General features: G+C 64.4%; 20 protein-coding genes. 7 read left to right on the top strand and 13 right to left on the bottom strand.

Annotated elements, in window-relative coordinates:
- The first annotated feature begins 145 nt into the window (after positions 1-145).
- Positions 146-454 carry a hypothetical protein gene (locus LB525_RS01840; RefSeq protein WP_095766540.1) on the top strand — a complete coding sequence of 103 codons (309 nt, stop codon included), beginning with the start codon at positions 146-148 and terminating at the stop codon, positions 452-454.
- 164 nt (positions 455-618) lie between these two features.
- Positions 619-1,260: an MBL fold metallo-hydrolase gene (locus tag LB525_RS01835; RefSeq protein WP_224531202.1), complete on the top strand. Its 642-nt coding sequence runs from the start codon at positions 619-621 to the stop codon at positions 1,258-1,260.
- A 212-nt stretch (positions 1,261-1,472) separates the two neighbouring features.
- Here the strand turns inward: LB525_RS01835 and LB525_RS01830 are convergent, their stop codons facing one another.
- The 3 genes from LB525_RS01830 to LB525_RS01820 form a co-directional block, all read right to left on the bottom strand.
- A complete protein-coding gene (locus LB525_RS01830) occupies positions 1,473-1,886 on the bottom strand; it encodes a BA14K family protein (protein WP_095766542.1) in 414 nt (137 codons plus the stop codon).
- Between the two features lie 267 nt (positions 1,887-2,153).
- Positions 2,154-2,366, bottom strand: a complete 213-nt coding sequence (locus tag LB525_RS01825) for a cold-shock protein (protein WP_008877668.1) — start codon at positions 2,364-2,366, stop codon at positions 2,154-2,156.
- Positions 2,367-2,604: 238 nt separating this feature from the next.
- Entirely contained in the window at positions 2,605-2,817 is a 213-nt protein-coding gene (locus LB525_RS01820) for a cold-shock protein (protein ID WP_006202520.1), read from the bottom strand.
- Between the two features lie 450 nt (positions 2,818-3,267).
- On the opposite strand from LB525_RS01820, the gene LB525_RS01815 reads away from it, so the two are divergent.
- Together LB525_RS01815 and LB525_RS01810 are read left to right on the top strand one after the other, a co-directional pair.
- Positions 3,268-3,654 (top strand): Kazal-type serine protease inhibitor domain-containing protein, encoded by a 387-nt coding sequence (locus LB525_RS01815; protein WP_224531204.1) that lies wholly within the window; start codon positions 3,268-3,270, stop codon positions 3,652-3,654.
- 190 nt (positions 3,655-3,844) lie between these two features.
- Positions 3,845-5,479, top strand: coding sequence for a tetratricopeptide repeat-containing sulfotransferase family protein (locus LB525_RS01810; protein WP_224543164.1), 1,635 nt, complete (start codon positions 3,845-3,847; stop codon positions 5,477-5,479).
- A 292-nt stretch (positions 5,480-5,771) separates the two neighbouring features.
- Here LB525_RS01810 and LB525_RS01805 read toward each other — a convergent pair whose 3' ends face one another.
- The 7 genes from LB525_RS01805 to LB525_RS01775 form a co-directional block, all read right to left on the bottom strand.
- The gene (locus tag LB525_RS01805; protein ID WP_095766545.1) at positions 5,772-6,125 is read right to left on the bottom strand and encodes a DUF1428 domain-containing protein; all 354 of its coding nucleotides are present in this window, start codon (positions 6,123-6,125) and stop codon (positions 5,772-5,774) included.
- A 183-nt stretch (positions 6,126-6,308) separates the two neighbouring features.
- Positions 6,309-6,725: a VOC family protein gene (locus LB525_RS01800; RefSeq protein ID WP_071034680.1), complete on the bottom strand. Its 417-nt coding sequence runs from the start codon at positions 6,723-6,725 to the stop codon at positions 6,309-6,311.
- Between the two features lie 156 nt (positions 6,726-6,881).
- Positions 6,882-7,064 carry a hypothetical protein gene (locus LB525_RS01795; protein WP_095766547.1) on the bottom strand — a complete coding sequence of 61 codons (183 nt, stop codon included), beginning with the start codon at positions 7,062-7,064 and terminating at the stop codon, positions 6,882-6,884.
- A gap of 94 nt (positions 7,065-7,158) precedes the next feature.
- Positions 7,159-7,548, bottom strand: coding sequence for a nuclear transport factor 2 family protein (locus tag LB525_RS01790; protein WP_224543163.1), 390 nt, complete (start codon positions 7,546-7,548; stop codon positions 7,159-7,161).
- Between the two features lie 121 nt (positions 7,549-7,669).
- Complete coding sequence (locus LB525_RS01785) at positions 7,670-9,196, bottom strand: ABC-F family ATP-binding cassette domain-containing protein (protein ID WP_224543162.1); 1,527 nt, start codon at positions 9,194-9,196, stop codon at positions 7,670-7,672.
- Positions 9,197-9,616: 420 nt separating this feature from the next.
- The gene (gene uvrB / locus LB525_RS01780) at positions 9,617-12,745 is read right to left on the bottom strand and encodes an excinuclease ABC subunit UvrB (protein WP_318012383.1); all 3,129 of its coding nucleotides are present in this window, start codon (positions 12,743-12,745) and stop codon (positions 9,617-9,619) included.
- A 99-nt stretch (positions 12,746-12,844) separates the two neighbouring features.
- A complete protein-coding gene (locus tag LB525_RS01775; RefSeq protein WP_224543161.1) occupies positions 12,845-13,768 on the bottom strand; it encodes a LysR substrate-binding domain-containing protein in 924 nt (307 codons plus the stop codon).
- Between the two features lie 104 nt (positions 13,769-13,872).
- Between LB525_RS01775 and LB525_RS01770 the strand changes: the two genes are divergently transcribed.
- Positions 13,873-15,093: a clavaminate synthase family protein gene (locus LB525_RS01770; RefSeq protein ID WP_224543160.1), complete on the top strand. Its 1,221-nt coding sequence runs from the start codon at positions 13,873-13,875 to the stop codon at positions 15,091-15,093.
- A 226-nt stretch (positions 15,094-15,319) separates the two neighbouring features.
- Here the strand turns inward: LB525_RS01770 and LB525_RS01765 are convergent, their stop codons facing one another.
- Positions 15,320-16,570, bottom strand: coding sequence for a hypothetical protein (locus tag LB525_RS01765; protein ID WP_224543523.1), 1,251 nt, complete (start codon positions 16,568-16,570; stop codon positions 15,320-15,322).
- Positions 16,571-16,725: 155 nt separating this feature from the next.
- Between LB525_RS01765 and LB525_RS01760 the strand changes: the two genes are divergently transcribed.
- Entirely contained in the window at positions 16,726-17,775 is a 1,050-nt protein-coding gene (locus LB525_RS01760) for a CapA family protein (protein ID WP_224543159.1), read from the top strand.
- A 3-nt stretch (positions 17,776-17,778) separates the two neighbouring features.
- On the opposite strand, the gene LB525_RS01755 is transcribed toward LB525_RS01760, so the two are convergent.
- Both LB525_RS01755 and LB525_RS01750 read right to left on the bottom strand, forming a co-directional pair.
- Entirely contained in the window at positions 17,779-18,261 is a 483-nt protein-coding gene (locus LB525_RS01755; protein ID WP_224543158.1) for a YegJ family protein, read from the bottom strand.
- Positions 18,262-18,417: 156 nt separating this feature from the next.
- Positions 18,418-18,933, bottom strand: coding sequence for a hypothetical protein (locus tag LB525_RS01750; RefSeq protein WP_224543157.1), 516 nt, complete (start codon positions 18,931-18,933; stop codon positions 18,418-18,420).
- An 803-nt stretch (positions 18,934-19,736) separates the two neighbouring features.
- Here LB525_RS01750 and LB525_RS01745 point away from each other — a divergent pair.
- Entirely contained in the window at positions 19,737-20,675 is a 939-nt protein-coding gene (locus LB525_RS01745) for a diacylglycerol/lipid kinase family protein (RefSeq protein ID WP_224543156.1), read from the top strand.
- Positions 20,676-20,696 lie beyond the last annotated feature (21 nt).

Here is a 20,696-nt window from a genome sequence, read left to right as displayed (position 1 = left end):
GATAGTCACAGCTTTTTTGTGCAATAGGGGCGGTTTTCGAGCCGCCCCTTTTATTTAAGCGCGCGCGCATTTGACTTTCGAACAATTCGGCGTCTCATGATGGCGTCGGCCCGAGGAGGCTGGCGGCTATGGAGGGACTAGCTACATGGACAGCAACACGATTATTCAGATCGTTGTACAGGTAATTGCCGGCGTTATCGGTGGCCAGGCGGTTGGCGCGGCGTTCAAGCAGGCGGCGATGGGCCAACTTACCAAAATCCTCAGCGGTGCGATCGGCGGCGTCGGCGGCGCGGCCATTCTCGGCAGCCTGCTCGGCGGCGGCGGCGTTGACGCGGCAGCGGCGGCGGGCGGCATCGGCAGCGCGCTCGACCTGAAGAACCTCCTCGGCGGCGTTGGCGGTGGCGCGATACTGACCGGCATCGTCGGCGCGGTCATGAATGCGATGAAGAAATAGGTCCGGTCTTTCGGACTTTGCCATGGGCGGCCTCGGCCGCCCATTCCTTTGGAAACATGGCCAGCGGCCTCGGCCGCGCATTTCCTCCCGAAGTTCGGACAATGGTGGACGAGGTTCGCCGGGCTGTCTACATCAGGGCGACACTTCGAAGGAAAAGGAATGCCATGGGTCAGCTCAATGCCGGTATCGTGCCGGTCACGCCCTTCCAGCAGAACTGCACCATTCTCTTCGACATGGACGACAGGTCGGGCGTCGTGGTCGATCCCGGCGGCGATGTCGACCAGATACTGTCGGCGCTGAAGGACAATGCCATCACCGCCGGCGCAATTTGGATCACGCACGGTCATATCGACCATGCCGGCGGCGCGATGGACCTGAAGGACGCGCTGGGCATCGACATTATCGGCCCACATGAGGCCGACAAGCCGCTGCTTACCAATCTCGAGAACCAGGCCAAACGTTTCGGCCTCACCGATCCGGTGCGCAATTGCGTGCCGGACCGTTTTCTCACCGAAGGCGAAACGGTGTCGTTCGGCAACCATGTGTTCGAAGTGCTGCATTGCCCGGGACATGCGCCGGGCCATGTCGTCTACTACAACCGGGCGGCCAAATTCGCGCATGTCGGCGACGTGCTGTTCCGCGGCTCGATCGGGCGCACCGACCTGCCCGGCGGCGACCACGCAGCGCTGATCGCCTCAATCAAGGACAAGCTTCTGCCGCTAGGCGACGACATAGGTTTCATCTGCGGCCATGGCCCGGGTAGCCGCCTTGGCGACGAACGGCGGACCAATCCGTTTCTGACCTAGGCTATGCCGATATTCAGGTGATGCCGGCCTGCGAGCGTCAGTTTCCTGCGCTTCCGGTGCTCACGTACTGTAAGTACGCTCCGCTCCGGTTCTCGGAACCCATCGCTCTCGGCTCGGCCTGACCTGAATCTCGGCATAGCCATCGTTGGCGAGGTATTCAAAAAAGCGCCGCCCAAGGGCGGCGCTTTTTAAGGTAGGGAACCTGGGTTTTCTTAATTGGCGACGCAGAAATGCTGAGCGCCGTCACTGCCGGTGAAAGTGCCGGTCCGCGAATTGAAGCTGCGGTAGCGGTCCGAGCAATACTCGTACCAGCCGCGGGTCCACGGCTCGGCGTAGCGGTCGGCATAGACGACGCGCGGCTGCTGAACATAGTAGCGGCGCACCGGCCGGTAGACATAATAATCGTCACCATAGGCCGGTTCGTAATAGCGCGGCCCGGGGTTGCTGAGCGCGCTGCCGATCAGAGCGCCGGCCGCGAGGCCGACAACGCCGGCGGCGAGGGCGTCACCGCCATGATGACGATGATGGTGCCAGCGCCAGTCGTCCGCATTGGCCGCCGAGAAGGTGGCCAAGGTGGTCGCGGCAATGCCAACACTGAGGATGGCGGTCCTGAGAAAACGGTTCATTTTCGGTCTCCTTAGCGCCGACCCGCGCGTTTTTCGGGGGATACGGACCGGCTTTAGCAAAGGTTAATAGAAGACCGTGGCTGAACGGAGGCTGAACAGAAATCGGCGTAAACGATTTTTCGAGGCCTGGGGATTTTTCGAGCCTCGGCGGTTTGCGAGGCTTGGCGATTTTCGAAGCCGGCGACCTTTCCGGACCTAGGCACAATCCGTTCCGGGGCGGGAGCGGTCCCGCCTGAAAAGCTTCCGTCGGATCCGTCGCGAGCCGGCTTAGCCGACCGACAGATTGACGGCCTTCGGACCCTTGCCGCGCTTGTCCGGCTCGGTGTCGAATGTCACTTTCTGCCCATCCTCAAGACCGGGAAGGCCCGACGCCTGCACAGCCGAGATGTGGACGAAGACATCCTTCGCGCCATCATCGGGCGTGATGAAGCCGAAGCCCTTGGCATGGTTGAAGAATTTGACGGTGCCGGTCTGCGGCATGGGAAACTCCTTTGATCCCATCAAGTCAAGTCTCGGGCCGGCAAACTGCCCGAGAGGAAATTTGTCCTTTATTTTAGCGCTATCGGCAAGAGAAAGTTTTCGCCTGCCGATCCAAGCATTTGCGCGCAAAAAAGGCGCAACCTTTTCGGTCGCGCCTTCGCAAATTCAAGCCTGTCCTGAAGCCGGTTCATGATCCTGCCGCACCATTGCATCCGCAACGATAGGCTGTTTCGGCGGATCAGGCGGCGCGCAGGTTGACCGCCTTCGGGCCCTTGCCCATGCGGTCCGGCTCGACGTCGAAGGTGACCTTCTGGCCGTCGACCAGCGTGCGCAGGCCAGAGGCCTCGATCGCGGAAATGTGGACGAACACGTCCTTGGCGCCACCATCCGGCGTGATAAAGCCGAAGCCTTTGGTGGCATTGAAGAACTTTACAGTACCGGTCTGGGCCATTGGGGAAAACTCCTTCACCCGTGTCAGTCTTGGTGGTTTGCCCGCTGCCTCGCGCCTTGGGCAAATCCCGGTGGTTGCTTCGGCGGTCATGCATTCGCGCATGGTCAAACCCCCCGCCGAAAAACGGGGTTGTCAGAGATTCACACTTATCGGGGAAAGGTCGTCCAAAACGTTCCGCTCTCCGGGTCGCAAATGCCCGAACATGATTTTTATTACACGGAAACGTGATGGTTGCAAGACGACGCTCGCGGGCGGCCAGCGGCGCGTCCAACGCTGGGCCTCGATAGACCCGGCCCTATCACCGGTCATCGGCCAGAGGCGGGCCAAGCATGGGCCAGAATGTGGGCGGCGACGACCGTTCCGTGGCTCCACAAACGATGGTTGCGTTTAACGCGCGGGATGCGAGGATACCGCGAGCCGGCATCACGCGTCGGGATGGAGGAGGGGTATATGCGGCTTCTTGCGGTGTCATGGCAGGGCGTTGTCGTTTTCACGCTGTCGGCGCTGCTGGCAGCCTGCACCGTCGTCGTCGACGATGGGCCGCGCCCGCCCGGGCCGCATCCGCAGCTCTGCACCATGCAATACCAGCCGGTCTGCGCCCGGCGCGGCGGCGACCGGCAGACTTTTGCCAATGCCTGCCTGGCCGAAAGAGAAGGCTACCGCATCATGCGAGAGGGTGCTTGCCGCGACGGCGGCGGCGGTGGTGGCGAACAAGCCTTCTGCACGCGCGAATACGCGCCGGTCTGCGCCAGGCGCCACGGGCAAGTGCGAACCTTCCCGAACGCGTGCGAAGCGCGCGCGGCGGACTATCGCATCGTCGGCGACGGCCCGTGCTGAGCAGACCGCGGTGTCCATTCGCAAGATAGACACCGCGAGGCGCGCTGACGTTTGTCTTGAATCTCTTGCCCGCATGGCTTAGGTCCGGCGGACCAACAAACACGGCAGGTTTCCCATTAACCGAGATCAAAGAAGAGCGGCAAACGCCGGCGGCAGGCCAGGTGGCTCGGCGAGCCCGCTCGACCCGTATGTGCAAAAGGCGCTGCAACTGCATCAGGCGGGACGCCGCCAGGAGGCTGAGGCGCTCTACCGGCAGGTCCTGGGGCAGCAGCCGAACCATGCCGCGGCGCTGCACTTCCTCGGATTGCTGCTGCACCAGACCGGCAGGAGCGAGGAAGGGCTCGAGCTCATCGAGCAGTCGGTGACGCTGCAGCCCGAAAATGCCGATTTCCTCAACAATATGGGCACGGTCATGCGCGACCTCGGGCGCGTCGCCGCCGCGGTCGATTTCTTCCGCGGGGCCGTGGATATCCGGCCGGACCAGCTGGCCGCGCGCGACAATCTCGGCTCGTCGCTGAAGCAGCTCGGCCAATTCGACGCGGCCGAGGAGATCTATCGAGGCACCATCGGCCGCAATCCGTTCCATGTCCGTGCGCGCATCGGCCTTGCCGAGACGATGCAGGAGGCCGGGCGGCTGGATGAGGCGATCAAGCTGTTTAGCGAGGCGCTGTCGATCCGGCCGAAGGACGCCGAGCTTCTCTACGGGCTTGGCGTCGCGATGATGGAGAAGGGCAAGCTCGGCGAGGCGGCCGATTTCGCCCGCCAGGCATTGGCGATCGCCCCGAACATGTCGAAAGCCTGGCTGCTGCTCTCGCAGGTCAAGCGCCAGACCGAGCGCGACAAGGAGCTTTCCGGCATGGAGGCCGAGCACGCCAAGGCGCCGCAAGGCAGCCTCGCGCGCATGCAGCTCTCCTTCGGCCTGGGCAAGGTCAATGACGACCTCAAGGATTACGGTCGCGCCTTCGACTATTTCGCCGAGGGCAATGCCATCCGCCGCAAGGCGATCGACTACGATCCCGCGCGCACGCGCGGCGAATTCGAGGCGATGAAGGCGGCCTTCGACACAGCCTTCTTCGAGAAGCGCAGGCCAAGCGGCATTTCCGACGACACGCCGATTTTCGTCGTCGGCATGCCGCGCTCCGGCACCACGCTGGTCGAGCAGATCATCGCCAGCCACCCGACGGTCTTTGGCGCGGGCGAGTTGAACATCCTGAAGACGGCCGTCGGCAAGCAGTTTCCGATGAGCATGCCGGGCGGCTTCCCCGCTGGTATCGCCGATATGCCCGACAAGGCCTTCGTCGAGGCCGGCCAGGCCTATCTCGACATGCTGCATACCCGCTATCCGGGCTACCGCCATGTCACCGACAAGATGCCGGGCAACTTCCTGCTGGTCGGCTTCCTGCACATGATGCTGCCGAAGGCCAAGATCGTCCATTGCGCGCGCGATGCGGCGGCCACGTGCCTGTCGATCTTCAAGGTGCATTTCCGCGGCGACAGCCACCGCTACGGCTACGACCTCGGCGAGCTCGCCGATTTCCATAACCTCTACACCGACATCATGGCGCATTGGCACAAGGTGCTGCCAGGCGTCGTGCATGATGTGCGCTATGAGGATTTCGTCGCCGACCAGGAAGGGCAGTCGCGGGCGCTGATGGCGTATCTCGGCCTGCCCTGGGACGACAAGGTGCTGTCCTTCCACGAGACGGACCGGCCGGTGCGCACCGCTTCCGCCGCGCAGGTGCGCCAGCCGATGTATCAGGGCTCGGTCGATCTGTGGAAGAGGTATGGGGAGCGGCTGAAGCCGCTGCTTGATCGGCTGAACTAGCGCACGCGTCAGCGATTGGCCGAAGCGCCCGAACTTCGTCATCCTCGGGCGGAGCGGGAGCGAAGCGGACGCGTAGACCTGAGGATCCATTCCGTGACCTCGCGCGAAGGTTAAAGGCGGCGCAGAACAGAGGTCGTTTTGCATCGCTGCAAAGCTCATAGGTAACGGAATGGATCCTCGGGTCCGCGCCGCGTCGCTTCGCTCCTTGCTCCGCCCGTGGATGACGACCTGACGAGCGTCTCGGCCAATCGCAACGGATTGCGATCAGCCGACACTGGCGTTCCGTCGCTCCTCAAAGCTGGATGAATGGCTGGAAGCCGCCGAAGATCATGCGCTTGCCGTCGAACGGCATGGCGGACCAGTCCATCTTGAGACGCTCATCGGCCATCACCTTGGCCATGACCGCGTCGCGGCTCTGCCTGGACTCGTAGACGACCCAGGAGAAGATGACGACCTCGTCGTCCTTCGCCTGCACGGCGCGCGGGAACGAGGTCAGCTCGCCATAGGGGACGTCGTCGCCGACGCATTCGACATAGGCGAGCGCGCCGTGCTCCATCCAGACGGCGCCGGCGTTCTCGGCCATCTTCTTGTACGCATCGAGATTTGCCTTCGGCACGGCAAGCACGAAACCATCGACATAGGACATGCTGAACTCCTCTTTGTGACGTCTCTTTGTCCCCCTGTGGGAGGAGGTGGATCGGCGCGCAGCGCCGAGACGGATGAGCGGTGCGCCAGCTCGGCGCCGCTTACCCCTCACCCGGATTGCCAGCCGATTCGCGAAGGGCAAATCGGGGCAATCCGACCTCTCACAGGGGAGAGGTGGGCGGGCTCACTTCACCGGCGCATTCATCGCCCAGGCGACGCCGAAGGGGTCTTTTACCTGGCCCCAGCGGTCGCCCCAGAACATCACCTGCAGCGGGGTGACGATCTCGCAGCCGGCATCCACCGCGCGCTTCCACCAGGCATCGATGTCGTCGCTGCCGAGATGCAGCTGCAGCGTATAGCCTTGCGCCGCCTGGTGCGGATGACCGTGCTCGGGATAGGCATCGCCCAGCATCAGCGTCGAGCCGTTGACGTAGAGATGGATGTGCATGGTGCGGCCCTTGTCGTCAGGCGGATAGGCGAACACTTCCTCCGCGCCGAAAGCCTTCTTGTAGAACTCGGCGGCCTTGATAGCGCCGTCGACCTGCAGGTAGGGAGTCAATCCGCCAAGGACCTTGGCGCGGGGCGGGGTCTGGTCGTTCATTCTCGTGTTCCTCTTCACGGGTTGATACGGTTTTGCGACCCCAGGACGGATGAAGCGGCGGCGATCCTACATGGCCCGCGAATTATTTTTTTGAGTAGCTGGCCCAAACAGCTCGGGCGACAAGCGCGGCTGCAAAACGATCGCATCGAAAGCGACTTATATGACCTTCGCCGAGAAGGTGGCGGCGCGGCGGCTTTCGCGCGTTTCGAAAATCTCCGGAAAGCCGATGTCCTTGCGCAGCTCGGCCGGCAGCGACAGCAGGATGCGCTCGCTGCGATGACGGGCGCGCGCCTGGACGTAGCGGTTGGCAAGACGGCCGATGGATGACAGTACCGACATGATGTCTCTCCCTGGTTGATGCCGGCATCATCGTGTCGGCATCCCAAGGACGAGGCGGCAATCGGCGATCCGACAGGTCGCCCTCGATTTTTTTTCAGAGCACCGACGCGGCCAGCGCGGTGTCGTAATATTCCACCATCTCGGTGATCTCCCCGTCGCGGACCGTCCAGAAATTGGCGGTGCGCATGATGAGCTCCTCGCCGGTGGCGCGGCGCGTCATGTGGATCTCGACTTGCGCGGCCACCTTGTCGCCGCCGTCGATGAGCTCGACGGGGACAAAATGCCGGTACTCGAAGTCGTCATCGAGCGCCAGGAGCCTGGCGAGGAATTCCTGCTTGCCGTGCGCGGTGCCGGCATGACGCGATTGCCGGGGATCGGCAATCCAGCGGAACACGACATCTTCAGCGCACCGAGACAAGGCGCCTTCGATGTCGCGGTCCGCGTAGGCCTGATAAAGATTGCTGACGATTTCCACTGCACGCATGGCCCATTCCCTCCATGGCTAAGCAGTTCAGCATGCGCTTTTTTTAGCAGGTGGAAAAGTATCGCCAGGCCGGCAGCAACGCCTGTTGGACCGGCAGTGCCGGCCCAACAGAGGTATCGCCTCAGTTCGGCATCTCGGCGACCGAGCGGAAGAACGCCTCCGGGTCGTCGACCTCGGTCAGCCGCTGCCTGTCGATCAGCCAGAAGCGGTTGCCGACGGCGCGGATGAAGGAGCGATCATGCGAGGCAAGCAGGCAGCTCGCCTGATGCTTCAACAATTCGTCCTCCAATGCTTCCTGGCCGTCGATGTCGAGATGGTTGGTCGGCTCGTCGAGCAGATAGAAATTGGGATGGATGAGCCTGAGCACCAGCATCATCAGCCTCGATCTCTGTCCGCCGGACAGAGCGCCGATCTTCCTCTCCTGCATCTCGATCGCGACGCCGGCGCCGGCGAGCAACGAGCGGGCGCGCTGCTCGCCGACCTCGAAGCGGCGCGAGACCATCGCCAGCGGCGTGTCGCCGCCATCGATGCCCGACAGCGCCTGATCGCTGTAACCGAGCACGGTCGACGGCGTCACCTTGACGTTCGCGACCGATCCCGGGTCGGCGACGGCGCCGCGGATCATCGCGATGAAGCGCGTCTTGCCGACGCCGTTGCGGCCGAGCAGCACGATGCGGTCGTCCTGGCAGATGTGGCGCTTGCCGGTCCTGAACAGCAGCGTGCCGTCAGGGGTTTCGACCGCCGCGTCCTCCAGCGTGATCAGCACCTTGGCGTGGGTGCCGCGGTTCGCCAGCTTGATCGCGCCGGCCGAACGCTCGCGATGCGCTTGTATGGCGGCATCCTCCAGCTTCTCGGCACGTTCCTTGAGCTGCCTGGTCTTCACCGTCAAAAGGTCGCTGCCGGAATTGATGCCGATATTGTTCAACTTGGCGGCCTGCTTGCGCAACTGCTGGGCGATCTTCATGTCGCGCTCGAACTTGCGCGCCGTCGAGGCATCGAGCTCGTCGAGCGCCTGCCTGGCGCGCGAATAGGGCAGGGCGAACACCGGCGATTCTTCCGGGCGCAGGAACAGGGTACGGTTGGTGGTCGCGTCGAGGAAGGCGCGGTCGTGGCTGGCGATAATGACCGGCACATCGCGTGGCAGCGCATTGAGCCATGTTTCCAGCTGGCTGATCCTGGCGAGGTCGAGATGATTGGTCGGCTCGTCGAGCAGAAGCACGTCGGGATCGGTGACCCAGACGCGGGCGATCAGCGCCAGACGCTGCCAGCCGCCGCTCAGCGCGCGCATCGGCCGGCCGCGCATGTCTTCCGGCACCTCGAGCGAATCCAGCACGACGTCGACGCGCCAGAACTCGCTGTCGCGCTGTTCGGGCGGCAAGGCATCGGCGACGACGTCATGGAAGCTGCGACCGAGCAGCGAGTCGGGAACGGATTGCTCGACATGGCCGACGCGCAGGCCGCGCGACCGGGTGATGTCGCCGGTGGTGGGTTCGAACGCGCCGGTCAGGCATTTGAGAAGTGTGGACTTGCCACGGCCATTGGCCGCGACGATGCCGAGCCGGTCGCCGGAGCCGATGATGAGGTCGAGGTTGGAGAAGAGCGGCGCACTCATGGTGACGCCGAGGGATTTGAGGCTGATCAGGGCCATGTCGATTTCTCTGGTCTGTCCAATACACTTTGACGGTGCGCGGCTGATCAACGGATCAGCTTAGCGGCACCACGAAGGGCAGACCAAAAATCGAAACGGGAAGAACCCGGACCGTCCGGTCAGCCCTGCAAGCAAGCTCGCAGGGCAAAGACAGGGCCGCGCTGACGGTGGTGGCAGTAGTTCACGCAGCCCTCCTTTCCAGATGTTCGAGTTGGGAATTGGGTACACCGGGGGAGGGGCGGAGGCAAGTGGTCCGCACTTCCCTTCTCCCCTTGCGGGAGAAGGTGGATCGGCGCGCAGCGCCGAGACGGATGACGGGTATTCCAGCGGAGTGAGACGGCCGCGACCTCTTCGCTGGACAAACGGTGTCGCCAAGCTGGAGCACCCCTCATCCGTCGCCTTCGGGAGAAGGAAAAGATGCTACTGCCCCGGCCGTCCGGTCTTGCCCGGCCGGCGTTTTTGACGCCGCTCGTCGCCAGGGTCCTCGTAGGAGCCGATGCCGGCTCGCTGGCGGACGATCGGCTTGCCGGAATCGTCGCGATCCTTCGCGCCCCCCTCTGTCCTGCCGGACATAACAAGGGGGGAGATTGGCTGCGGCTTCGCCGGCTTCGTTCCCTCGACCGGCTTTTCGGTGCGGCGCACGGTCATCTCGTCGAGCGAGTTCTTCCTGAACAGGGGCTTTGTCGGCTCGCCGGGAATGCCGAAATCGGAACCGTGCGCTTCGTGCGCGCTCTGCTTCTTGAACAGCGAACGCGACACCGCGCCCGCCGGGGTCGTCATGTCGGTGCCAGGCCCCATGTCGTCGATCGACGGCTTGGCGAAGAGCTGCTTCTTCACCGGCACGGCGCCGTCGGCGCCCATCTCGTCCAGATGCGGCTTGCGGAAGAGGTTGGGCCGGGCAGCCTTTGCCGCCTCCTCGGCGGCGCGTGCCTCATCGAGCTTGCGGAAGCGCTCCTGCTCCTCGACCGTGCGATGCTTGGCCACGCCCTTGTTGTGCCTGCCCTTTTCGCGGCCCGATGCGGGACTCTGTCCTTCCACCTCGCGCGCCAGCGGGTCGTCGGAGATGGCGAGTTCCATCTCGCGCAGCCGCTTGATCTCGTCGCGGACGCGGGCGGCCTTCTCGAAGTCGAGATTGGCGGCGGCGTCGCGCATCTGCTTGTCCAGCGCCTCGAGGTGCGTCTTCAGATTGTTGCCGATCATCGCCCCGGCATCGTCTGTGAACTGCGAGATGTCGGCGCGGACATGGTCCTTCTCGTAGACCGAGTCGAGGATATCGGCGATACGCGACTTGACCGATTCCGGCGTGATGCCGTTGGCGGCGTTCCACTCCATCTGCTTCTCGCGGCGACGGTTGGTCTCGGCCATCGCCCGTTCCATCGAGCCGGTGATCTGGTCGGCGTAGAGGATGACCTTGCCGTCGACGTTGCGGGCGGCGCGGCCGATGGTTTGGATCAGCGAGGTTTCGGAACGCAGGAAACCTTCCTTGTCGGCATCGAGAATGGCGACGAAGCCGCATTCGGGAATGTCGAGGCCCTCGCGCAGCAGGTTGATGCCAACCAGCACGTCGAAGGCGCCGAGGCGCAAATCGCGCAGGATCTCGATGCGCTCCAGCGTGTCGATGTCGGAATGCATGTAGCGGACGCGAATGCCGTTCTCGTGCAAATATTCGGTGAGGTCCTCGGCCATGCGCTTGGTCAGCACGGTGACCAGCGTGCGATAGCCGGCCCGGGTTGTGTCGCGGATCTCGCCGACGACGTCGTCGACCTGGCTCTTGGCCGGACGCACCTCGACCGGCGGATCGATCAGGCCGGTCGGGCGGATGACCTGCTCGGCGAAGACGCCGCCGGACTGCTCCATTTCCCAACCGCCCGGCGTCGCCGAAACCGCCACCGACAGCGGGCGCATGGCGTCCCATTCCTCGAAGCGAAGCGGCCGGTTGTCCATGCAGGACGGCAGGCGGAAACCGTACTCGGCCAGCGTCGCCTTGCGGCGGAAGTCGCCGCGATACATGCCGCCGATCTGCGGCACGGTGACGTGGCTTTCGTCGATGAAGATCAGCGCGTTGTCGGGCACATATTCGAACAAGGTCGGCGGCGGATCGCCCGGCTGGCGTCCGGTGAGGTAACGCGAATAGTTCTCGATGCCGGCGCAGGAGCCGGTCGCCTCCAGCATCTCCAGATCGAAGCGCGTGTGCTGTTCCAGCCGCTGCGCCTCCAGCAAACGGCCAGCCTTTTCAAGCTCTTGCAGGCGATGCTTGAGCTCCTCCTTGATCGACTTGATGGCTTGGTTCAAGGTCGGGCGCGGCGTCACATAATGTGAGTTGGCGTAGATCTTGACGCTCTTCAGCTCGCCGGTCTTCTGCCCGGTGAGCGGATCGAACTCGGTGATCTGCTCGATCTCGTCGCCGAACATCGAGATGCGCCAGGCGCGGTCTTCCAGGTGGGCGGGAAAGATCTCGATGGTGTCGCCGCGCACGCGAAACGAGCCGCGCACGAAGTTGATGTCCTGGCGCTTGTATTGCTGGGCGACGAGGTCGGCGAGAAGCGAGCGCTGGTCGAGCCGGTCGCCGACCTGCATCTGGAAGGTCATCGCCGTATAGGTCTCGACCGAGCCGATACCGTAGATGCAGGACACGGAGGCGACGATGATGACGTCGTCGCGCTCGAGCAGCGAGCGCGTCGCCGAATGGCGCATGCGGTCGATCTGCTCGTTGATCGAGGATTCCTTCTCGATATAGGTGTCGGTGCGCGGGACGTAGGCCTCCGGCTGGTAATAGTCGTAGTAGGAGACGAAATACTCGACCGCGTTCTCGGGGAAGAATTTCTTGAACTCGGCATAGAGCTGCGCGGCAAGCGTCTTGTTCGGCGCCAGGATCAAAGCCGGACGCTGCGTCTCCTCGATCACCTTGGCCATGGTGAAGGTCTTGCCCGAGCCGGTGACGCCGAGCAGCACCTGGGTGCGGTCGTTCCGCTCGACGCCTTCGACGAGGTCCTTGATGGCTGTCGGCTGATCGCCGGCGGGCTCGAAATCCGAGACCATCTTGATGGCGATGCCGCCCTCAGACTTTTCCGGGCGGGCCGGACGGTGCGGTGTCCACAGCTGGCCGTCCTTGTGCAGCGGATTGCCGGATTCGATCAGCGCCGACAGCGCCGCGACCGTCGCGGTGACGCCGCCGGACGAAACCGACTCGGCATCCTCCAGGCTGATGTCGAGGCCGGCCACAGGGTTGAGGCCAGCGGCCGCGCGCTCCTTCGCCGAGGCAGCGCCGCCCATCGAGGTGCCGCGCGCGGTGCGGCCGGGCGCCGACGAGCGCTCGGGTATCTTCTTCGGCGCTTTTGCCTTCGGCTGCTTTTCAGCTTCACGCTCGATCTGCCCGGCCCAATCGGAGATCGAGCCGGTCAGCGGCGCGCCGGCAAAGCCGGCCTGCGGCGCTTCCGCGAAACCGCCGGGCTCCAGCGGCTCGGCGGCATCGAGGAATTCGGTCAGCGGGCTGCGCCGCTTCGGCGCGCCGTCTTGCGAAGGCGTCTTCTTGTCAGGATGTCTGGCCATGGCCCGAATATGGGTGGACTCGGCCGAAATGGAAAGAGCCGAGTGAAAGGGCTCCGGCCGCGCTTGGACGCTGCTGACAGAAGGCTGTCAGGAGAGGGATCATGACCCGATGGACTGGGGAGCGTCTGCGATTGCGGCAAGCGCCGCGGCGACAACGGCGGCGCGGCGGGCCTTCGGTCCATCCACCGGCCAGACCAGACGGCGCTTGATGGTCAGCGCGGGAATAACGCGGGCGATCTCGACGAGTTGGCCGGAGCGGAAATGCTCCCTCAGTACCAGTTCGCTGGCAAGCAGCGCGCCCATGCCGGAAATCGCGGCATGCGCGGCCAGCACGGTCAAGGGGAATCGCGGTCCGTGGTCGATGTTCTTGCGTTGGCGGCCGGCGGCGGCGAACCAGTTTGCCCATGTGGGGTAGACGTCGTCGCCCATGGTCTGGTCGATGTGGAGGAGGGGCAGGCGGTCGAGCACTTCGGCGCTGTCTTGATCTGCGCGGTTGCGGATCAGCGCCGGGGCACAGGCCGGAACCACCCTTTCGGTGAAAAGATCGGCCGATGCGAGATCTCTTGCCGTGCTGTTCCGGTAGCTGATGGCAAGATCGACGCTTTCCTCCAGCATCGCATCCAACGCGATCGACACCACAATGCGCACGTCCAGTCTGCCGAGAGCCGCGCGGACATTGCCAAGGCGCGGCGCCAGCCAAAGCGAGGCGAAGGACGGATCGGCCGCGATGGTGAACGTATCGGCGCGGCGCTCGAACCGCAGCCGCCGCAATCCGGAGGCCAGCGCGTCGAAGCCGCGGTCGATGTCTGGCAGCGCCGCCTCGGCAATGCGTGTGAGCGCGATGCCGTTGCCCTCGCGCCTGACCAGCTTGACGCCAAGCCGGTCCTCCAGCTGCCGCAACTGATGGCCGACGGCGCCCGGCGTGACGCCGAGCTCGTCGGCGGCGCGCGTCAGACTGCCGGTGCGCGCGGCGGCTGCAAGCGCACGCAGGGCCGACAGCGGGAGGTCGCGAAGAAGCGTCATGGATTGAGAATACCTCAAAACTTGCGAAAACAAACTCGTTTGCAAGAAAAGCCGCGAGCGCCCTACCGTTGTTGAAGACAACTCAATCCAGGAAAGCCGTCGCCATGCTTGATATGCAAACGCAGTCCGTCCCCGCCGGCCAGGCACTCGCAACGCGCTCCTTGCGATCGATGCGCAACGAAGGACCGCACATCGCCATGGAATTCGACGACGGCAGCGCCGGCCGGCTGTCGATGCGCTGGCTGCGGCTTGCCTGCGAATGCGGGATATGCGGCGACACCGCTTCCGGAAAGCGCTGGCTGACGCCTGCTGATGTTCCGGCCGGTATTCGCGCGGCCTCGATCGAAATCTCGACGGATGGGAAGATGGACGTGGTCTGGCAGGACGGCCACGTCTCGCGCTTCGCGGCGGGCTTTCTGGCGGCCCATGCCGGACGGGGCGGCGATTTCGGCGCGCCACGCTTTCAGCCGGAACTGTGGAATGGCGATCTCGGCGCGCGGCTTGGGCGCTTCGCCTTCGACGCCGTGGTGGAGGGGGACGCGGCGCTTTTCCAGTCGCTGCGCGCCTTGCGCGACCATGGTATCGCCATGCTGACCGGCGTCCCGGCCGAGCCGGAGGCGACGCTGCGCGTCGCCGGCCGCTACGGTCCGGTGCGCGAGACCAGCTACGGCAAGGTTTTCGATCTCATCTCACGGCCCGACGCCCGGGTGGCCGGGGAAACGGCGCGCGCGCAAATTCCGCACACGGACGAGCCGTTCCGCTATTCGCCGCCGGGCTTCATCTTCTTCCATGCCATCAGGACCGGCGCCGGCAGCGGCGGCACATCGCTGATGGTCGACGGTTTTCAAATTGCTGAACGGATGCGGCGCGATACGCCGGATCTGTTCGCCCTACTCGCGCGGCATGGCGTGACATTCCATCGCGAGCATGCCGGCGACGTGTTCTTCAGCGCCGAGGCGCATGTCATCAGCCTCGACGCGAGCGGCGCCGTCACCGGCATACGCTTCAACGATCGCTGCCTGGCGCCGCAGACGGGCGCTGTCGATGAGATCGACGGGCTGATCGAGGCGCTTGCCGAGCTGACGCGGCTGATCTGCGATCCGGCGAACCAGTTCCGGCATCAGCTGCAGCCCGGCGAGGTGCTGGTCTTCGACAATCAGCGGGTCTTGCACGGACGCACCGAATTCGATCCGACGCTGGCCGTCCGCCACCTCAGAAGCTGCAACCTGGACCGCGACGGCGTCCACAGCGCCTTCCGCACGCTGGCGCGGCGCTTCGCGCCGGAAGAGGCGGAAGCGGTGCTTTATCAGGGCGCAATTTTCTGACGATAGCCAGGGGGACGGCGTCGACCTCGAAGGTTCGGTTTCCTCGCCCCCGCCAGAGGCGGGGGAGAGGTGTCCGCGAAGCGGACGGAGAGGGGGTTTCGTAAGGCGGAAGCCCTTCTCTTCAAAGCGCTTTCGCCGCGCGGGACCGGCGCCCCCTCTCCGTCTCGGCTTCGCCGAGCCACCTCTCCCCCATTTCATGGGGGCGAGGAACCTAAGACCGCGGGCCTCAATTGAACCACAGCGCAAACGTCAAGAAACCGGCGCCGCTGAACTGGCGCTGGATCTGGTCGAAATCGTCGCTGGTGAGGATCTTGCCGCTTTCGAGATAGGGCGCGATGCCGGGACCGGTGATCGAAAGGACCAGGTCAAAAGGTTTCGGCTCGTCGAAGAAGCGCTTCATGTTGATGCCCTTGCCGGTGATGCGGAAGTGCGGAAGCAGCGCGCGGCCTTCGAGAAGATCCTCGGCCACGGTCAACGTGGCGAGCCAGGCCTGCACCTGTTCCTCGCCGACCTCGAGGCCGGTCAGCGGATTGACGCCTTTTTGTTGGGGTCCCGGCAGCCATTCGCGATCGTTGTCGGTCTCGGCCAGGATCGATTTCCAGTCCTCGCGCGACAGCCGGATCATCTCCAGCAGGTGGCGTCGCGCGGCCTGCCGGCGTTCCGGCTCGACCACCGGCCAGTTGACGAGATGCACCAGCGAGATGAAGTCGGCGAAGCGCCATTCCGAGGCGAAAATGTTGCCGCTCATGCCGCCGTCCAGTGGCACGAGCGTATCCTGCAGTGGCAGTTTCGCGCGCGGGAACAGCATGTGGAACGAGCCGTCGAAGGCATTGCGGAAATCATGCGCCAGCCAGAAATCAGCCTGCGCCATCAGGAACTCGGCATAACCTTGCAGCCAAAAACCGTCGGCGCGGTCGAAGCGGAAGGTGAGCGAAGGCGCGGTATTGCTGGTGTCGATGCTGCCGCGCGACAGCGACGCCATGATGGCGGCGATGCTTTCGTCGGGCGCGAGCTTGCCATCTTCGTTGAGGTCGATGCCGGCGCGGGTGAGATCGACCACCATGCCGATATCGGCATCTTTTGGCACGGAGCCGAGCGTGGCGGCGGATTTCTCGAGCCGGTCACGGAAGGCGACCAGGATGGCGCGGAATTCTTCGTAGGTCAGCGGCTGCGGGTTGGGATTGTCGGGCACGGGCAACCGCATCAGCGGCAGCATGAAGGATTTCGGGCTCTCGAAACCGTGGCGATGCAGTCCGCCGGCGAGGAGCTCAAGCGCGGTGAAGAATTCGCCGGCGCCGGCCGCATAGGCCGAGGCCGGGTCCTTGGCCGCTGCCGCCTCCAACGCCGACAGCGCCGTGTTCCGGTCGCTCACGCTCTTGGCCTCGAACATGGACTTGGCCGCGTCCGGCATCTCCGCCCAGGCAACGGACGCCGGCAGGAATGCAAGCAAGGCTGCTGCAAGGATCGTTCTACGCATCATCTTCGCCCTCCACTGCGTCATGTTGGAAGCATACACGCATTTGGCTCAAGGCGTCCTCCGGCCCGTGCCGATCTGCGAGCCCGCTTTCGGAACGGCGCCTGGCTTCAACACGCAGGGCAGACAGTCTACACAGGGCGAAACTGGATGGGCCCGTGTCGAACTATCCGCTTGCCTATAAACTGTCATGGCTGCCGCGCCTGCTGAGACCGTCGCTTGCCGGCGACAGAAGCGGCTTCGCGGCGCCCGCGGCGACGTTGCTCGATCCGCAACCCGCACGGAAGGTGCGGCTGGCGTTCGTCGGCGATATTTCGGCAGTCGCCAATCGCGATGCGCCGGATTGCGATCCGGCAATCACGACGCTGCTTTCATCCGCCGACCTCGTGATCGGCAATTGCGAAAGTCCGATCGTCGAACGAGCACGCGCGGTCATAGGCACGCGGCTCGGCACGCATCATGCGATGAGCGAGCATTTCCTGGCCGATGCGCTCGCAGCCGCCGGCATCGCGCGCGACAGGCTCGTTCTGTCCCTGGCCAACAACCACGTGCTCGATCAGGGCATCGCCGGTTTCGACGAAACGCTCGCTGCGCTGAACCGGCTCGGGATCCGGACCATCGGCACAGTTGCCGGCGGGCCTGTCCAGAGTCATGCGGCCGGATCGCTGACGATCGGCTTTGCGGCTTTCACGCTGTGGCGCAACACGGATGCCGCGCGGTTCGAAGAACGCATCTCGACGCATGCCGCCGAATGGCCGAGCGACGCTGCATCCGGCATCGATCTCATCTGCGCCGTGCCGCACTGGGACTGGGAGTTCCGGCATTTTCCACGACCTGCGACGCGGGCGCTGGCGAGACGGCTGGCGGATCGCGGCGTCCGGCTGATCGCGGGGCATCACGCGCATGTCGTGCAGCCCATCGAGCGTATCGGCGACAGCGTGATCGCCTACGGCCTTGGCGATTTCCTCGGCACTGCGCTCGCCAGACTGCCATGGCCGGCACGCATCGGCTCGATATTCGTCGTCGATGTCAGCGCCGGTCCGGCCACGCGGGGTAGGATCGCTGCCTACTGGATGCATTTCTTCGTGCGGCTGCGGGCAGGCAACCATGAGCGGCTGCTGCCGATCGAAGTTCTGGATGGAGTGCTCAAGCAGCGGGTCGCGGCCCGACTGGTGGCGATTTTTCCCATGGCGGGAGGTGGGCGATAGACCTCAGCAATCGAAGCCGTATTGGGCGCGCATGTACTCGGCCTCTTTCTTCGACATCTTCTTGAGCATCACGCAGACGGTGAAGCTGCCGACCTGGCGGCCGTTCCTGGTGTAGCCCCAGTCGGAGATGTCGTCCCTGGTGAATTCGATGTTCTGGCCAAGGACGACGTTGCGGACGATTTCCGGCTCGTTCGCCAATATGCCGGCGAAGCCGTTGGCCGTCCGCTTGAAGGGAATGACCCAGAAATGCTCCGTCGCCTTGCCGTCGACGATCATCACCTTCAGCTTGAACCTGTCGGTTCCCGGCGGCGGAGCGTCGGACAGGTTCAGGAATTCATCCAGGCTGGATCGCGCCTTCTCGACCGCCGCCGCCATCTCGGCGTCGTCGGATGCGATCACCATGGCCTTGTCGTCGCCTTCCGCCCTGGCATGCAAGGGAGCGAGCGCCAGCAGCAGGGATAACGCGATACGAACGGCAATTGTCATGACACCCCCGGGTGAAGGCCAATATCCTGTGCGTTATCTTCGGGCAATGTGTCGGCTTGATCAATCCGGTCTGCGGTTGCGAAGCGGCCCTACGCCATTGTCATCGGGCAATGATAAGGGAATGGCTGCTCGGGCCGACCCGAACCTTGGGCAGGCTTACAGCCCGGTCAATCCGGCCAGCCAGCTTGCCGAGCGCTTCGCCGCGTCCACCGTTGCGCCGGCAGCGCGGCTGAGGTCGGTCTTGACCACGGCATAGCCGGCCTTGGTGCGGTAAAGCACGGCGCGGCCGCCATCGACCGACCCGTCGAAGGCCACGGGCTTTGCCGATTCCGTTTCGCTGGCGGTCACCGTTCCGCCGACCGGAGCGCTCGGGCGATGGTCGAGCTCGGGCGGCAGCGGGGCGATGGTTTCGACGACGCGGTTCCTGGGTTTCAGATCCGGCCTGGAAGCTTTCTCGGCAAGCTCGGAGGAAGAGGCCGAGCCCTTGACGCGGCAAATGCCTGAAACAAGCGGATAGTCGAAATTGCGCTGGTGCAGCATCTGGCTCTTCATCGCCGCTTCGCAGTCGGCGAGCGTCGTCCACTTGGCCGGCGTCTCGCCGATATATTCGCAGAGCTTGGCGTCGCAGTCGCAGCCGACAATGGTCATGGCGACAAGGGCGGTCTTGATCACGGTCTTGTCCCTTTAAATATTCCCAAACCGATCAATCACCGCGGAACAAGGCGGGATTTGGCCGCGATTGTGGATTGTGCGTGTCGATGCGTTACGGAAGGTTGCTTGGCCGGCGACTGTGGCCGGAAAGCATCAGCAGCGGACGCCCCGGGAGGCGCGGTAGCCTGTGAGGCGGGCCAAAAAGACAGTCGGCGCTGGGATTTCTCCCAGCGCCTCCCTGTCAGATCAGGAACCAGTCAAGGCAGCAACTTCCGTAAGGTCGTCGCGCCAGGCCAGCCTTGATTTTGACGGTCCTGCCAGTCGCCGCCCGAAGGGCAGCTCCCGTTCCAGACCACGCCGATCTCCACCCTTGCAGGCTTCGCCCAGCGTGCCATCGAAGGTTTTTACCGGCCTTCATGGCAGCATCGGTCCGCCGTCGGCGTTGGCACGCTTTCCGCGGCACCCGTAGGTCTCGGCATCCGTCCCTCAAACAGGCGAGCCTGCTCTCGTTCTGGGCCGTACGGGCCTCAGGAAATCCGCCTTGCGCTTTTGCCTTTCGGCTGGGCGTTCGGTAGCCGCCTGAGATGGGTTGAATGTACGCCGGGTAAGGGGTTTCGGGAATGCCGGCGCGCCTGTGAATAGCGGGATTATCGGGGACCAGTGGCAAAAGCCGCGGAATCCGCTGGCCGAACCGCTTAGACGGCCTGCCCCGCTTTTCTGTATCCGTTCGATGTTGGAGCCTTGCTCCGGCGCCCGGTCCGCGTTTCAATGTCGGCAAAAGACTTTGGGTGCTAGTTGCGCGACTTGCCTCGGGGGAGGTCGACTTGAAAGTCGGGGTGGTTCTCAATCCGATTGCCGGCGGCGGCAGGCTCAAGCGGCATTGGGCGGAGGCCGCGGCATCGCTCAACAGGAATTTCGGCGATTTCCACTTGCGGGAAACTCAGGCCAACGGCGACGCAGAGCGGCTGGCGATCGATCTCGCCGCCGGCGGGTGCGACCTGGTGATCGCGGCAGGCGGCGACGGCACCGCAAGCGAGGTGGCCGACGGGTTGCTGCAGGCACAAGATGAGACCGGCCAGGAAGCCGCGCTTGGCCTTCTGCCCTGTGGTACCGGCATCGACTTCGCGCGCGGGCTCGACTTGCCGCGCGGCATCGATGCCGCGCTGAAGCGGATCGCCGATTCCAATGCGCGAAAAATCGACGCCGGCCGCATCTGCTACATCGACGACCACGGCGCGCTGGCCAGCCGCCACTTCATCAACATTGCCAGCCTCGGCCTGTCCGGCGCGACGGATCGCGCCGTCAATGCCGACAAGCGCAAGGGCAGGGTCTCGGCCAAGGCGCTGTTCTTCTGGCGCACCGTGCTGGAGTTCATCCGCTACCGCTTCCAGGATGTCAGGATCACCATCGACGACGGCGAGCCGGTCGAGGCGCGCATGGCGCTGGTCGCGGTGGCAAACGGCAAATTCTTCGGCGGCGGCATGATGATCGCGCCGGACGCCGAGCTCGCCGACGGCCAGTTCGATATCATCATCCTGCGGGCCGCCGGCAAGCTTGGGCTGATCCGCGACCTCCGCCTGCTCTACGGCGGGCGCCACCGCAACCATCCGGCAATCACCATCCTGCGTGGCCGCAAGGTGCTGGTCGAGCCGCTCGGCGATGCCGAGAAGAACGGCGCGCTGGTCGACATAGACGGCGAGTCGCCAGGCCGAATTCCGGCGACGTTCGAGATCCTGCCCGGCGCGCTGACGCTGAGAGGTTGAATCAGCCGGCTAAGAGGCCGA

The organism is Mesorhizobium sp. CA16, from assembly GCF_020165175.1.
Classification (GTDB): domain Bacteria; phylum Pseudomonadota; class Alphaproteobacteria; order Rhizobiales; family Rhizobiaceae; genus Mesorhizobium.
Note: the sequence above shows the minus strand (reverse complement) of the source record. Positions and strands in the feature narration are given on the sequence as shown.